The organism is Neisseria sp. 83E34 (assembly GCF_001308015.1).
Lineage (GTDB): Bacteria > Pseudomonadota > Gammaproteobacteria > Burkholderiales > Neisseriaceae > Neisseria.
Window position 1 is genome coordinate 133,597 of the sequence record NZ_LGYH01000008.1, and the last position, 14,367, is coordinate 147,963.

Annotated in this window: 12 protein-coding genes, 1 other RNA gene and 2 pseudogenes; 11 read left to right on the top strand and 4 right to left on the bottom strand. The window is 51.3% G+C overall.

The features are described from left to right. Positions 1 to 24: 24 nt before the first annotated feature. From AKG09_RS09305 to iscX, 8 genes are all read left to right on the top strand, one after another. The gene (locus AKG09_RS09305) at positions 25 to 378 is read left to right on the top strand and encodes a hypothetical protein (protein ID WP_054619169.1); all 354 of its coding nucleotides are present in this window, start codon (positions 25 to 27) and stop codon (positions 376 to 378) included. 30 nt (positions 379 to 408) lie between these two features. After that, a complete protein-coding gene (locus AKG09_RS09310) occupies positions 409 to 1,635 on the top strand; it encodes a multifunctional CCA addition/repair protein (protein WP_054619170.1) in 1,227 nt (408 codons plus the stop codon). A gap of 83 nt (positions 1,636 to 1,718) precedes the next feature. Beyond that, positions 1,719 to 2,219 (top strand): Fe-S protein assembly co-chaperone HscB, encoded by a 501-nt coding sequence (hscB, locus tag AKG09_RS09315; protein WP_054619171.1) that lies wholly within the window; start codon positions 1,719 to 1,721, stop codon positions 2,217 to 2,219. A gap of 129 nt (positions 2,220 to 2,348) precedes the next feature. After that, positions 2,349 to 2,984: a hypothetical protein gene (locus AKG09_RS09320; RefSeq protein ID WP_054619172.1), complete on the top strand. Its 636-nt coding sequence runs from the start codon at positions 2,349 to 2,351 to the stop codon at positions 2,982 to 2,984. A 139-nt stretch (positions 2,985 to 3,123) separates the two neighbouring features. Next, positions 3,124 to 4,986: a Fe-S protein assembly chaperone HscA gene (hscA, locus tag AKG09_RS09325; RefSeq protein WP_054619173.1), complete on the top strand. Its 1,863-nt coding sequence runs from the start codon at positions 3,124 to 3,126 to the stop codon at positions 4,984 to 4,986. A 135-nt stretch (positions 4,987 to 5,121) separates the two neighbouring features. After that, entirely contained in the window at positions 5,122 to 5,697 is a 576-nt protein-coding gene (locus tag AKG09_RS09330) for a manganese efflux pump MntP family protein (protein WP_054619174.1), read from the top strand. A 157-nt stretch (positions 5,698 to 5,854) separates the two neighbouring features. Continuing rightward, positions 5,855 to 6,196 (top strand): ISC system 2Fe-2S type ferredoxin, encoded by a 342-nt coding sequence (fdx, locus tag AKG09_RS09335; RefSeq protein WP_054619175.1) that lies wholly within the window; start codon positions 5,855 to 5,857, stop codon positions 6,194 to 6,196. 110 nt (positions 6,197 to 6,306) lie between these two features. Then, complete coding sequence (gene iscX / locus AKG09_RS09340) at positions 6,307 to 6,501, top strand: Fe-S cluster assembly protein IscX (protein WP_004284930.1); 195 nt, start codon at positions 6,307 to 6,309, stop codon at positions 6,499 to 6,501. A gap of 60 nt (positions 6,502 to 6,561) precedes the next feature. On the opposite strand, the gene AKG09_RS09345 is transcribed toward iscX, so the two are convergent. Then, positions 6,562 to 7,062: a DUF1841 family protein gene (locus AKG09_RS09345; RefSeq protein ID WP_054619176.1), complete on the bottom strand. Its 501-nt coding sequence runs from the start codon at positions 7,060 to 7,062 to the stop codon at positions 6,562 to 6,564. Positions 7,063 to 7,158: 96 nt separating this feature from the next. Here AKG09_RS09345 and ssrA point away from each other — a divergent pair. Further along, positions 7,159 to 7,522, top strand: a transfer-messenger RNA (tmRNA) gene (gene ssrA / locus AKG09_RS11705). Positions 7,523 to 7,979: 457 nt separating this feature from the next. Here ssrA and glyA read toward each other — a convergent pair. Further along, complete coding sequence (gene glyA, locus AKG09_RS09350; RefSeq protein ID WP_054619177.1) at positions 7,980 to 9,230, bottom strand: serine hydroxymethyltransferase; 1,251 nt, start codon at positions 9,228 to 9,230, stop codon at positions 7,980 to 7,982. Between the two features lie 199 nt (positions 9,231 to 9,429). Then, positions 9,430 to 10,572: a polyamine ABC transporter substrate-binding protein gene (locus AKG09_RS09355; protein ID WP_054619178.1), complete on the bottom strand. Its 1,143-nt coding sequence runs from the start codon at positions 10,570 to 10,572 to the stop codon at positions 9,430 to 9,432. Between the two features lie 297 nt (positions 10,573 to 10,869). On the opposite strand from AKG09_RS09355, the gene alaS reads away from it, so the two are divergent. Next, positions 10,870 to 13,494, top strand: a complete 2,625-nt coding sequence (gene alaS / locus AKG09_RS09360) for an alanine--tRNA ligase (RefSeq protein WP_054619179.1) — start codon at positions 10,870 to 10,872, stop codon at positions 13,492 to 13,494. Positions 13,495 to 13,579: 85 nt separating this feature from the next. Next, positions 13,580 to 14,123, top strand: a pseudogene (locus AKG09_RS11710) (IS1595 family transposase). 20 nt (positions 14,124 to 14,143) lie between these two features. Here the strand turns inward: AKG09_RS11710 and AKG09_RS12245 are convergent. Beyond that, positions 14,144 to 14,367: pseudogene (locus AKG09_RS12245) on the bottom strand (hypothetical protein); the annotation flags it as partial.

Here is a 14,367-nt window from a genome sequence, read left to right on the forward strand (position 1 = left end):
CGGCTTTTCAGACAGGCATTGCACATGAAAAAATACACTCCTCAGAAATACCACCACATCTACGGTATCGGCCATCAATTCATCAAGCCGCAGGGGCGCAGCCAATGGTATCCGATAAACGAAGACCGCTGGGACGCACCGCCCCAAAGCGAGCCGTTTATCTTCAGCCACGAAGCCCTCTATATGCTCGACAGCCACAATATCAAGCTCAACGTGCAGATGAAACTAAGCCCGGAAAGCCCTGAGATGCGTATGCAGCAAGCACTGCGCGAAGAAGCTCTGCGTGAAATCGCCCGCGACCTCAAAGCCAGCTTCGACGAAGAAAAACTTGCCCAAGCCATCGACTTTTTCAGCCGGCACGACGATTTGTTCAAATAACCCCGCATTTTTTCAGACAGGCATACCAATATGCAAACCTACCTTGTCGGCGGCGCCGTGCGCGACGCCCTGCTCGGAATCGACACCAAAGACCGCGACTGGGTCGTGGTGGGCGCAGATGCCCAAACCATGCTCGACTTGGGCTACCGCGCAGTCGGCAAAGATTTTCCCGTGTTCCTCCACCCCGAAAGCCACGAAGAATACGCGCTGGCGCGCACGGAGCGCAAAACCGCCAAAGGCTACACCGGCTTTGCCTTTCACGCCGATAAAAACGTTACCCTCGAGCAAGACTTGATGCGGCGCGACCTCACCATCAACGCCATCGCCCAAGACAGCGAGGGCAACATCATCGACCCCTACGGCGGCCAAGCCGATCTGCAAAATCGAATATTGCGCCACGTTTCCCCCGCATTTGCCGAAGACCCTGTGCGCATTCTGCGTACCGCCCGCTTCGCAGCCCGCTACGGTTTCAGCGTTGCCCCGGAAACCATGCAGTTGATGCGGAAAATGGTTGATAACGGCGAAGCCGACGCTTTGGTGGCAGAACGCGTTTGGCAGGAGCTTGCACGCGGCCTGATGGAGCAGCACCCCGCCCGCATGATTGAGACCTTGCGCGAATGCGGCGCATTGAAAGTAATCTTGCCCGAAGTGGACGCACTGTTCGGCGTGCCGCAACGCGCCGACTATCATCCCGAAATCGACAGCGGCATCCACACCCTGATGGTGTTGCAATGCGCGGCAGACCTTAACCTAAGCCTGCCCGAGCGCTACGCCGCCCTGCTTCATGATTTAGGCAAAGCGCTCACCCCTGCCGACATTCTGCCCAAACACCACGGCCACGATTTGGCCGGTGTGGAGCCCGTGCGCGCCGTCAACGCCCGCTGGCGCGTGCCCAAAGCATGCAGCGAGCTGGCCGAACTGGTTTGCCGCTGGCATATCCAGCTGCACAGCGTCGGCCAGCTCAAACCGCAAACCGTGTTAAAAACCCTCAAGCAAACCGACGCTTTCCGACGTGCAGAACGTTTCAAGCAAGCGCTTAACGTTTGCCAAGCCGACCATCAAGGCAGGCTGGGGCAGGAAAACACACCCTACCCCCAGCGAGAACGCTGGCTCGCGCTTCTTGCCGCCGCGCAAAACGTCGACACCGCCGCCATTGCGGCCAAGCACGCCGGCGAGCCGCACAAAACCGCCGAAGCCATCGACCGCGCCCGCCTCGAACAAATCCGCCCGCTGCAAAACACTTTCAGACAGGCATAGGCGGCCTTAGGCCACTTGCTTCAGAAAACCAACCGTCCTACACTAACGTCTGTCTGAAAACGCCTTATCTAAAATCCAAACATATGCAATATTTCGAACTCTTCAACCTCCCGCCTACTTTCGACATCGACGAAACCGCAATCGAATCAATCTACCGGCGCCTGGCCGCACAATTCCATCCCGACAAATACGCCGCCGCCTCTTCCTTTGAGCAACGCCAAGCCATGATGATGGCATCAACAGTCAACGAAGCCTACCGCACACTCAAATCCCCCACCGACCGCGCCGCCTACCTGTTGCAAGCACAAGGCATCAACGCTGACGCGCCCGAACACACCGCTTTCCCACCCGAATTTTTGATGCAGCAAATGGAATGGCGCGAAACGTTGGAAGACGCGCGCGCAGAGCGCAATGAACCCGCGCTTAACGCACTTGATCAAGAAATCATCAATGAACAAGAGGAATTGTTCCGCCGACTGAGCACCGCCTTTGCCGAAAACCAAACCGAAACCGCCGCCATGCTTGTGCGCCAGGGCCGGTTTCTCGATAAGCTGCGCAAAGAAATCCAAAGCGCTTTACCATAAAATGTAAATGCCTGTCTGAAAACCGTAAAACCGCTTTCAGACAGGCATTAGCAGGTTCAAAATGCGCAAACATTAGGCAACCAATCCCGCAATCACTAACCAATCAAACACACATTCAACAGATTCAAAATGAAAAAAATTCTGTTCCTCACCCTAATTTCCGCACTCGCACTCAGCGCCTGCAAACCTCCTGCGCCCGATGCAGGGCGCAAAGAAAAAGCCTTGCGTTTTATCGTTAACCACCCGATTGCCGCTTATAAAATCGGCATGAAAGCAGACCGTGCGCGCAACATCACCACCAATTCCGTGCGCTTTTCCATCCGCCTCGGCTTGGACGACGTAGCCAACCCCAACAACCGCGGCACACAAGTCAACGCCGTGCGCCATACCTTATGGCAGGCCGCCATTGCTTCGCGCTTCAGCGCAGAATTGGCCAAAGAAGCCGGCGACGCTTATGAGAAAGACAATACGGCGCCCGACCCGAACAAAACCGAATTCAACAAACTCTACGACGCCGACGAAAGCGTTGATTTGCGCAACAACGCCATCGGCCGCGGCATAGGCGAAGCGCATAAAGGTGCCGAGATGAAAACCCTCGTGCGCGCCATTCTCGACCGCTACCACCAAGAAGGCCTGTGGCAGATTTTCCCGATTGAGCAGGAAGGCAAAACCGTTTATCAAATCCGCCTGACTAAGCTCAGCGACGAAGACTACCAAAAAGCCCTTGCCGAGCTAGCCCAGCTCAACCAATACGGCGCAAAATAAATCATCCCGACATGCCTGTCTGAAAGCTGCCCGATCTGCTTTCAGACGGGCATGTTTTATTTCCGACTGATTTACTCAACTATCCCAAATCTGTTAGAATACGCGCCAGCTAAAAATAACCCTCAAAGGCACACAAAACATGGCACTTCTGCAAATTTCCGAACCCGGCATGTCTGCCGCTCCGCACCAACACCGTTTGGCCGTCGGCATCGACTTGGGCACCACCAACAGCCTCGTTGCCTCCGTTAAAAGCGGCAGCGCCGTCTGCCTGCCCGACGAACAAGGCCGCGTTACCCTGCCTTCGGTTGTGCGCTATTGCGGCCAAGACGATATCGAAGTCGGCTACGACGCGCTCAAGGCTCAGAAAATCGACCCTGTGAATACCATCAGCTCCGCTAAGCGTTTGATCGGGCGCACTTTGGAAGATGTTCAGCAAGAAGCCCGCTATCTGCCTTACCGCTTCGGCAGCAACGAACGCATTATCGAACTGCACACCCGCGCGGGCGACAAAACGCCGATTGACGTGTCTGCCGAAATTCTCCGCACCTTAAAGCAGCGTGCCGAAGAAAACCTCGGCGGCGAGCTTGTCGGCGCCGTGATTACCGTGCCTGCCTATTTCGACGATGCCCAACGTCAAGCCACCAAAGATGCCGCGCGTTTGGCCGGATTAAACGTTTTGCGCCTGCTTAACGAGCCGACCGCCGCGGCGATTGCCTACGGTTTGGACAACCGCTCGGAAGGCACGTTTGTGGTGTACGACCTCGGCGGCGGCACGCTCGACGTATCCGTGCTGCAGCTCACCAAAGGACTGTTTGAAGTCAAAGCCACCAACGGCAACAGCGCACTCGGCGGCGACGATTTCGACCACCGCCTGTTCTGCTGGCTTCTGGAGCAAAACAATCTTTCGCAACTCAACGAACAAGACAGCCAGCTGCTGCTCAGCCTTGCCCGCGCCGCCAAAGAAACACTCACCACCGAAACCAGCGCCACCGTGCAAACCATGCTTTCAGACGGCCGCGAAGTCAGCACCACCATCACCCGCCAAGAGTTCCACAACCTTACCCAGCATCTGGTCGCCAAAACCATTGAGCCGGTGAAGCAGGCTTTGAAAGACGCGGGCGTAGGCAAAGCCGACGTGAAAGGCGTGATTATGGTGGGCGGCTCCACCCGCATGCTGCACGTTCAGCAAGCCGTAGCCACCTTTTTCGGCCAAACGCCGCTCAACAACCTCAACCCCGACCAAGTGGTCGCACTCGGTGCGGCGATGCAGGCCAATGTGCTGGCCGGCAATAAAAACGACGACGAATGGCTGCTGCTCGACGTAACGCCGCTCTCGCTCGGCCTCGAAACCTACGGCGGGCTAGCGGAAAAAATCATCCCGCGCAACAGCACTCTGCCCACCGCCCGCGCACAAGAATTCACCACTTTTAAAGACGGCCAAACCGCAATGACCATCCATGTGGTGCAAGGCGAACGCGAACTCGTGTCCGACTGCCGCAGCCTCGCCAAATTCACCTTGCGCGGCATTCCGCCGATGGTGGCCGGCGCCGCCCGCATCCGCGTAACCTTCCAAGTGGACGCAGACGGCCTGCTTTCCGTATCCGCCCGCGAACAATCCACCGGCGTGCAGGCGCAAATCGAAGTAAAACCCTCCTACGGCCTCGACGACGAAACCATCACGAAAATGCTGAAAGAGAGCATGTCGAACGCCTCCGACGACATGGCCGCCCGCGCCCGCGCCGAAGCCACCGTTGAAGCCGAAGGATTAACCGCCGCCGTAGAAACCGCATTGGAAATGGACGGCGATTTGCTGAACGAAACGGAACTTGCCGCCATCCGCAACAACATCGCCGCTTTGAAAAACCTTGTTCAGACAGGCAATGCCGACGAAATCCGTAACGCCGTATCTGATCTGAGCCACGCCACCGACGATTTCGCCGGCCGACGCATGAACCGCAATATCCAACGCGCTTTAGCCGGACAAAACGTAAACGATATTTAAATTTCAGACGGCTCCAAGCTCAAAGAGGCCGTCTGAAAGAGGCCGTCTGAAAACAAGGCCGCAAAAGCCTGCGGTCTGCCGGAGCAACAAACAACAAAATCAAAGCGTTGCCTGACCAACATAAAAAACACAACCATGAACCTCTATACCTTAAGCATTCTGGCCTTTGCCATGTCTGTTGATGCCTTTGCCGCCTCGATAGCCAAAGGTGCCGCATGTAACTGCAACTGCCTGACGTTTCAACGCGTTGCCCGCACAGCTTTGATTTTCGGTATCATTGAAACCATTACACCGTTAATCGGCTGGCTGGGCGGCTCGGTTGCCAAGCCTTTGATTGCCGAGTGGGATCACTGGGTTGCCTTTATCCTGCTGCTGGGTTTGGGCGGCAAAATGATTTACGGCTCGCTGTCCGGCAAAGAAGAAGACGATCCCGATACGGCAAAAAACGGCTTTTGGCTGACGGTGGTTACCGCCATTGCCACCAGCATCGATTCGATGATTGTGGGTGTCGGCCTCGCTTTTGTCGAAGTCAACATCTGGCTGGCGGCCTTTATGATCGGCACAACAACCACGTTGATGTCTGCCGTCGGTATGGTTTTGGGTCGGTCGTTTGGCAAAGCTGCGGGCAAACGCGCTGAAGCATTGGGCGGTATCGTACTGATCGTACTCGGCTCTTCGATTTTGATCGAACATTTGGAACTGCTTGCCTGAAAAACCTGATTCTGTTTACCCGCCCAAACCGGCGGCGGAAATATCAAGCAGCTCTTTCTGCCCCATTTAAAACATTAATAGCAAACCGGCAGCACCACCTGCCGTATCGGGTAAAATAACGCCCGATCACAACTTTATTTCACTTAAGAGAACACACATGCCGAAAGTAACCATACTGCCGCACGCCGAACTCTGCCCCGAAGGCAAAATCATCGACAACGCCCCCGAAGGCCAAACCATCTGCGATTTGCTGCTCGACAACGACATCGAAATCGACCACGCCTGCGAAAAATCCTGCGCCTGCACCACTTGCCACGTGATTGTGCGCCAAGGTTTCGACAGCTTGGAAGAGCCGTCTGAAATCGAAGAAGATTTGCTTGATCAGGCATGGGGCTTGGAAGCCAAATCCCGCTTGAGCTGCCAAGCCAAAGTAGCCGAAGAAGATTTGGTGGTGGAAATCCCCAAATACACCATCAATCACGCACGCGAGCATCATTAATCACAAAGGCCGTCTGAACAATCATTTTCAGACGGCCTGAGACCTTTGCGAAACTGACAATACTTTTTTCCGACGAATCGCGTCTTAAAAAATTACAAAGGAGCACAACCATGAAATGGACCGACACCCAACGCATCGCCGAAGAGCTTTACGACACCCACGGCGATATTGATCCGAAAACCATCCGCTTTACCCATTTGCGCGAGTTGATCCTCGCCCTGCCCGATTTTGACGACGATCCCGCCCGCTGCGGCGAGAAAATCCTCGAAGCCGTGCAGCAGGCATGGATTGATGAGGCCGAATAAATTAATGCCTGTCTGAAAGTTTTGCTTTCAGACAGGCATTAAAATACAGATTCAACCTATTTATCGGCCACTGATTTTATCCGACACACCTACTTCATGCGGATTGATGCGGGCATTATCTTCTTGCCCCAAACCTACCAGCTTACGCAAACGGGTCATATAAGCATTCACATCCAAGCCCTTCCCGAAACGTTGTGCTTCCCATATCGTTTCCGCCAATGCCTCCATCATATCATGCTCTGCTTTAACCCAATCTTCGTTATATTTGGCACACAATTTTTCGTGAATAGCGCGTATGCCCGGCGGCTGATCAATCGCAGCCTGCTCCTGTATCGACAAGTGTAACGACATATGCAGAAAAGGATTGGTTTCACCCTCCTCCGGCGCCCAGTTTTTATCCAGATAATCTTCGATGCTTTCAAGATAGCGGCCATATTCAGGGTGCGCTTCAATAATCCGCAAGGCTTTCTGCTGCAAGGCGTCCAGTTGGAGCGGGGTTAATCTGTTTTGCCAAACATGTGCAAAAAAACGGCGCACATCATGCGTATTCACATCATACATTTCGTTACCCTTACCGATTTTCAGACAGGCATTATACCTTCAAACGGCAAGCTGGTAATTCACAACCGCTTCGCGTATAATAATTAATTCCTATCTGGGGGCGATCTTGGTTTCGACGGGGGTTGCGAAGCAGATGCGGGCATACCGGGGTCTCAGATTCCCGTAAAACACTGAACGAAAATAGTCGCAAACGACGAAACTTACGCATTGGCCGCTTAATAGGCCTGCCGTTGCAACAGTTGGTCAATGGGCTGTGTAGCGCAAGCTACCGCAACGTCATTTTACATTGACTGGTTTTCTGTCGGGTTACTTGGCAGGAAATAAGATTTAAGGTAACTGGCTTCCAAACAGCCTGTCTGTCGGCGGAATGGGAGCGAGATTTCAAGTAGGCAAGACTAAGTATGTAGAACGCTTTGTAGAGGACTTTCGGACGGGGGTTCAATTCCCCCCGCCTCCACCAAGTTACAAAAAAAAAGACCTTGATTTTTCAAGGTCTTTTTCTCTATTCCTGATATGTTTGGCATTAATCTACTTTAATCCCAAACTCATTAACATCTTTATAATCAATTTTACATTTGCTACATTTTAGACTCAGAAAAAATCTTAGATACTAGATTTTTTAACCGCTTTAAAAAGCCTAGCGCTTAAAACTTAAGGTATCAATCCATCCTTGAGTATTTGGTACAAAGAAATAAAGATTATCCCCGCCAAACAACCCAATCGGGTCTTGATTAACGAGAACCTCTCTGGATTTAGGCCTCCGTAATACCGCATTAGGTTGTAATGCAGCGCCATAATACTGATTTTGCAACCTAAACGGCTGATGTGTTGCCTCTGCCAATGTCGTTACCTATCAGACGGCCTGTGTAATGCCTGTCTGAAAGTTTTCAGACAGGCATTGTCTTTATCTAAATAGCTTAAGCGCCGTAAACCGGATATTTATCGCACAAAGCCTTAGCGGCTGTGGCAACACGCTCCAATGTAGCGGCATCTTCAGGATTTTCCAACACATCAGCTACCAGATTAGCCAATTCGCGCGCATCGGCCTCTTTAAAGCCGCGTGTAGTGATGGCAGCTGTGCCCACACGGATGCCGGAAGTAACAAATGGTTTCTCCGGATCGTTTGGAATCGCATTTTTATTGATGGTAATGTGTGCTTTGCCCAGAGCTTCTTCGGCAGCTTTACCGGTGATGTTTTTAGCACGCAAATCAACTAGGAACACATGGCTCTCAGTGCGGCCGGAAATAATACGCAAGCCGCGCTTAACCAGCTCTTCTGCCATTGCAGCAGCGTTCGCTTTCACCTGCTTGGCATACTCTTTAAATTCAGGCTCCAGGGCTTCTTTGAATGCCACGGCTTTTGCTGCAATCACGTGCATCAGCGGGCCACCTTGCAAGCTGGGGAAAATGGCTGAATTCAGGGCTTTTTCATGCGTGTTGTCACGACACAAAATCACGCCGCCGCGTGGACCGCGCAGCGTTTTGTGGGTGGTTGTGGTAACAAAATCAGCGAATGGTACAGGGTTCGGATACTCGCCGCCGGCTACCAAGCCCGCATAGTGCGCCATATCAACAAACAGGTAAGCACCCACTTTATCGGCAATCTCACGGAATTTTGCCCAATCAATTTGCAAAGCATAAGCAGACGCACCGGCCACAATCATTTTCGGCTTATGCTCCAATGCCAAACGCTCAACCTCTGCATAATCCAACACCTCGTTTTCATCCAAACCGTATGTAACCGCATTATAGAGCTTGCCTGAAATGTTTACGGAAGCGCCATGGGTAAGATGGCCCCCGTGCGCTAAACTCATGCCTAAAATGGTATCGCCCGGTTTCAATACTGAAGCATAAACAGCTTGGTTTGCTTGCGAACCCGAATGGGGCTGAACGTTGGCATATTCGGCACCAAACAGCTTTTTCACGCGGTCGATAGCCAATTGCTCGGCCACATCCACAAATTCGCAGCCGCCATAATAGCGCTTGCCCGGATAGCCTTCTGCATATTTATTGGTTAATTGGCTGCCTTGTGCTTCCATCACGGCACAGCTTACATAGTTTTCCGATGCAATCAATTCGATATGGTCTTGCTGGCGTTGCACTTCGTCGGCCATCGCCGCCGCCAGTTCAGGATCATATTTTTCAATGGTGATACTTTTTGAGAACATTTTTGTTCCTTTTCTTAAAAAATTACAAAAGAAATTCGATGCAGAAATGCATGTCCGGGCTTCGCAGCTCAAGACGCAGCAATGCGCTGGATTCTGAATCTTTCTATATGGATTGTCAACAATGCAACTGAATAAACCTTGCTTCTGCTGCGCCAAACAAAATGCCTGTCTGAAAAGTTTTCAGACAGGCATTAAAACATTACTGCATTGCTTTGATTTTCTGCCATTCGCTTACAATGGTTTTCAACGTATCCGGCTCCATGGGCAGCATCACGAAGCTGCTCTTCATGTCGTCATCATTAGGAAATACCACTCTGTCTTCCGTAAACTCTTTGCTCATCAATTCTTTAGCAGCAGGCACAGAGGTGGCAAATGAAACAAAATCGCCGTTTTTCGCGGCTACGGCCGGTTCAAGAAAATCATTAATATAACGATGCGCATTTAACACATTGCCGGCGTCTTTCGGGATGGTAAATGAATCAATCCAAATGCCCACACCTTCTTTCGGCATCAACACAGAGATTTTTTCACCCGCTTTTTCCGCTTGCTTTTTAGAAATATTCAAGTTGCCGCCGAAGCCCATCGCAATGCACACATCGCCGCGCGCCAGCTCATCCACATAGCTTGCGGAAGTGAAACGCTTCACATTAGGGCGGTTTTTCTTCAGAAGGTCGGTTGCAGCCTGAATATCCTCAGGATTGCTGCTGTTGGGCTTCCTACCCAAATAATGTAGCGCCAGCGGGTAAACTTCTGCTGCGCTGTCAAAATAGCTGACGCCGCATTTTTTAAGCTTTGCCGTATAGGCCGGGTCAAACAGCAAATCCCATTGGTTATCCGGCAATTGGTCGGTGCCCAGCGCTTTTTTCACACGCTCGGTGTTGATGGCAAACGTGTTGCTGCCCCAGAAAAAAGGCACGGCATACTCATTGCCCGGATCCACTTCCGCCATCATTTCCAAAAGTTTCGGGTTTAAATTACGATAATTGGGAATCAGGGATTTATCGATTTTCTGATAAGCGCCGGATTTAATCTGCCGCCCCACAAACGCATTCGAAGGCGCCACCAAATCGTAGCCCGACTTGCCCGACAACACCTTGCCTTCCAAGGCCTCGTCGCTTTCATACACATCATAGGTAACCTTCACATCAAATTGCTTGCCGAAATCGGCCACCGTTTGCGGGTCTACATAGTCGGTCCAATTATAAATTTTCAAAGACGTTGTCGACGGTAAATTTGCTTTCTCTTGCGTTACCTGCGCAGCAGGTTTCGTTTCCTCTTTTGCTCCTCCGCAAGCACTCAAAGCCAACAATGCCACACCCAACAAAGATAATTTGATGTTCATTTCTCGCTACAACCTCCTGCAATTAATATAGTTATTAAAACAAGCAACTGGCAGCCGCTCATCAGCAAATTTCTAATTCAGATAAAGCGAAAATTTCAACCCGCAACTGCCTTCACATTCACTTTAAGATTAATCAAGGCTCAAAGGCTGCCCAGTATAAAACAGACCCACCCTTTTGGGTAGGCGCAATATTAAATCTGCGGTAATATTATGAAACATTTTTCCAGTTTTCAGACAGGCATTCCGTATTACTCGAATGCCTGTCTGAAACCGTTTAAACCTAATACAGAAAACACCATGAAAACTTCCGAATTACGCCAAAAATTCCTCAAATTCTTCGAAAGCAAAGGCCACCAGATTGTGCGCTCTTCATCGCTCGTGCCGCACGACGACCCAACCCTGCTCTTTACCAACGCCGGCATGAACCAGTTTAAAGATGTGTTCTTAGGCTTCGACAAACGCCCCTACAGCCGCGCCACCACCGCGCAAAAATGCGTACGTGCAGGCGGCAAACACAACGATTTGGAAAACGTAGGCTACACCGCCCGCCACCACACATTTTTTGAAATGATGGGCAATTTCTCGTTTGGCGATTATTTCAAACGCGACGCCATCCATTTCGCTTGGGAATTCCTCACTTCACCCGAATGGCTAAACCTGCCTAAAGAAAAACTCTTGGCCACCGTTTATGCCGAAGACGACGAAGCCTACAACATCTGGCAAAACGAAATCGGCCTGCCGTCTGAAAAAATCATCCGCATCGGCGACAACAAAGGCGAACGCTACGCCAGCGACAACTTCTGGCAAATGGGCGACACCGGCCCCTGCGGCCCCTGCACCGAAATTTTCTACGACCACGGCGAGCACATCTGGGGCGGCCCTCCGGGAAGCCCCGAAGAAGACGGCGACCGCTTTATCGAAATCTGGAACTGCGTATTCATGCAGTTCAACCGCGACGAGCAAGGCAATATGAACCCGCTGCCCAAGCCGAGCGTAGATACCGGCATGGGCTTGGAGCGCATGGCCGCCGTGATGCAACATGTTAACAGCAACTATGAAATCGACCTGTTCGGCAACCTGCTCAAAGCCGCCGCCCGCGAAACCGGCACCGAATTCAGCATGGAAGTGCCCAGCCTGAAAGTGATTGCCGACCACATCCGCGCCTGCTCTTTCCTAATTGCCGACGGCGTATTGCCCAGCAACGAAGGCCGCGGCTATGTGCTGCGCCGCATCATCCGCCGTGCCGTGCGCCACGGCTACAAACTCGGCCAAAAAGGCGCGTTCTTCCACAAACTCGTGCCCGATTTGGTGGCCGAAATGGGCGAAGCCTATCCCGAATTGAAAGAGAAACAGGAAGCCATCATCGAAGCCTTGCGCCATGAAGAAACCCGTTTCGCCCAAACCCTCGAAACCGGCATGGCTTTGCTGGAAAACGCCCTTTCAGACGGCCGCAAAATGCTGGACGGCGAAATCATCTTCAAACTTTACGACACCTACGGTTTCCCCTACGACCTCACCGCCGACATCTGCCGCGAGCGCAATATCGACATGGACGAAGCCGGTTTCGAACACGAAATGGAAGCCCAACGCGCCCGCGCCCGTGCTGCTCAAAGCTTTAAAGCAGACGCCCAGCTTGCCTACGACGGCCAGGACACCGAATTCAAAGGCTATACCGAGCGCAAAACCGAAGCCAAAATCCTCGCCCTCTATAAAGACAGCGAACCCGTAAACGAATTGAACGAAGGCGAAACCGGCGCAGTCGTGCTGGACAACACCCCGTTCTACGCCGAAAGCGGCGGCCAAGTGGGCGATGTGGGCTATATCTTCGCCGGCGAAAACTGCTTTGAAGTACGCGATACCCAAAAAATCAAAGCCGCCGTGTTCGGCCAATTCGGCGTCGTATCGTTGGGCCGTCTGAAAGTGGGTGACAGCGTTACCGCCGAAATCGACAACGATATCCGCGATGCCAATATGCGCAATCACAGTGCCACCCACCTGATGCACCGCGCTTTGCGCGATGTATTGGGCAGCCATGTGGAGCAAAAAGGCTCGCTGGTAACCGCCGAAGTAACCCGCTTCGATATTTCCCATCCACAGCCCGTTACCGCAGAAGAAATCGCTGAAGTAGAACGCCGGGTGAATGCCGCAATTTTGGCCAACGTAGCCGTAGATGCCGATATTATGAGCATGGAAGACGCCCAAAAAGCCGGTGCCATGATGCTCTTCGGCGAAAAATACGGCGACGAAGTGCGCGTGCTGAAAATGGGCGATTTCTCCACCGAATTATGCGGCGGCACCCACGTTAAACGCACCGGCGACATCGGCCTCTTTAAAATCATTTCCGAAGGCGGTATCGCCGCAGGCATCCGCCGCATCGAAGCCATCACCGGCCTGAACGCTCTGAAATGGGCGCAAAACCAAGAGCGTTTGATTAAAGACATCATCGCCGAAGTAAAAGCCCAAACCGAGCGCGACGTATTGGGCAAAATCCAAGCCAACGCCGCCCAAACCAAAGCACTGGAAAAAGATTTGAGCAAAGCCAAAGCCGAGCTTGCCGTACACGCCGGCGCCAAACTTTTGGATAACGCCAAAGATGTAGGCGAAGCCAAACTCGTGGTGGCCCAAATCGAAGCCGACGCAGCCGCCCTGCGCGAAATCGTCACCGACCTTACCGGCAAATCCGATAAAGCTATCGTGCTGCTCGCCGCCGTAAACGACGGCAAAGTTTCCCTGTGCGCAGGCGTTTCCAAACCGTTAACCGCTAAAGTGAAAGCAGGCGACTTAGTGAAATTTGTCGCCGAGCAAGTAGGCGGCAAAGGCGGCGGACGACCGGATTTGGCGCAGGCCGGTGGTACGGATGCCGCTAAATTGCCTGATGCTTTAAATAGTGTGGATGATTGGGTTATAAATTTGATTATTTAATATTAAAAATAAAAATCTAGGATTAAATAATCCTAGATTTTTATTTAAGGTTAACGTAAATTAACAGTTATGATAGGCTGCCAAAATAAAGATAATCCACTGTAAGCTAAAGCTGGGTAGCCACAGGAAACTGCTTGAATATTTTGTACTGGAAGTAAACGAACGTTCTGCTGCCGATATCTTGGGTATTCAGCCCAATAGGGCCATTTTCTTTTACCGCAAAATCCGTCTTGTTATCAGCCATCATTTGGCTTTGGAAGCAGATCAGGTTTTGAGGGTTCTGTAAAATTAGATGAGCGCTATTTCGGTGGTAAACGTAAAGGAAAACGCGGTAGGGGTGCGGCGGGCAAAATAGTGGTTTTCAGTATCCTCAAACGTGGAGGCAAGGTTTATACGGTTGTCGTGAACAATGCTCAAAAGGAAAGCTTATTTCCTGTTATTGTAAGGAAAATCATGCCTGACAGCGTAGTTTATACGGACTGCCTGAGTAGTTACGACGTGTTGGATGTCAGCGGTTTTCACCATCACAGGATTAATCACAGCAAAAAGTTTGCTGACCGGCAAAACGGGTACTGCGCAAATACAACGGTAGTGACCGTAAATCGTTCCCGTTGTTCTTGAAGAGTTAAAACCCAGCATACACTTAACATTATTTGAAAATATTATTAATTATTTTAGTTAAATATTCATCGTTGATATGCATTTTAATTAATTTTTTAGGTATATCATCGTTATAGAATATTTCCGTAGTATCTGCTTGCCTTTTTAATTCTTGAGTTATTTCTAATAATTCATAACCATATTCAGGATAATTAACAAGGTACGGGATTATTTTTTTCATTAATTCCAAAGATCTGTCTCTTATATCCATCT

Excerpts from the sequence above, each read along its gene's own strand:
- hscA (WP_054619173.1), top strand. The coding sequence starts at position 3,124 with ATGGCACTTCTGCAAATTTCCGAACCCGGCATGTCTGCCGCTCCGCAC.
- glyA (WP_054619177.1), bottom strand. The coding sequence starts at position 9,230 with ATGTTCTCAAAAAGTATCACCATTGAAAAATATGATCCTGAACTGGCG.
- AKG09_RS09355 (WP_054619178.1), bottom strand. The coding sequence starts at position 10,572 with ATGAACATCAAATTATCTTTGTTGGGTGTGGCATTGTTGGCTTTGAGT.
- AKG09_RS09310 (WP_054619170.1), top strand. The coding sequence starts at position 409 with ATGCAAACCTACCTTGTCGGCGGCGCCGTGCGCGACGCCCTGCTCGGA.
- alaS (WP_054619179.1), top strand. The coding sequence starts at position 10,870 with ATGAAAACTTCCGAATTACGCCAAAAATTCCTCAAATTCTTCGAAAGC.
- AKG09_RS09305 (WP_054619169.1), top strand. The coding sequence starts at position 25 with ATGAAAAAATACACTCCTCAGAAATACCACCACATCTACGGTATCGGC.
- hscB (WP_054619171.1), top strand. The coding sequence starts at position 1,719 with ATGCAATATTTCGAACTCTTCAACCTCCCGCCTACTTTCGACATCGAC.
- AKG09_RS09320 (WP_054619172.1), top strand. The coding sequence starts at position 2,349 with ATGAAAAAAATTCTGTTCCTCACCCTAATTTCCGCACTCGCACTCAGC.
- fdx (WP_054619175.1), top strand. The coding sequence starts at position 5,855 with ATGCCGAAAGTAACCATACTGCCGCACGCCGAACTCTGCCCCGAAGGC.
- AKG09_RS09330 (WP_054619174.1), top strand. The coding sequence starts at position 5,122 with ATGAACCTCTATACCTTAAGCATTCTGGCCTTTGCCATGTCTGTTGAT.
- AKG09_RS09345 (WP_054619176.1), bottom strand. The coding sequence starts at position 7,062 with ATGTATGATGTGAATACGCATGATGTGCGCCGTTTTTTTGCACATGTT.
- iscX (WP_004284930.1), top strand. The coding sequence starts at position 6,307 with ATGAAATGGACCGACACCCAACGCATCGCCGAAGAGCTTTACGACACC.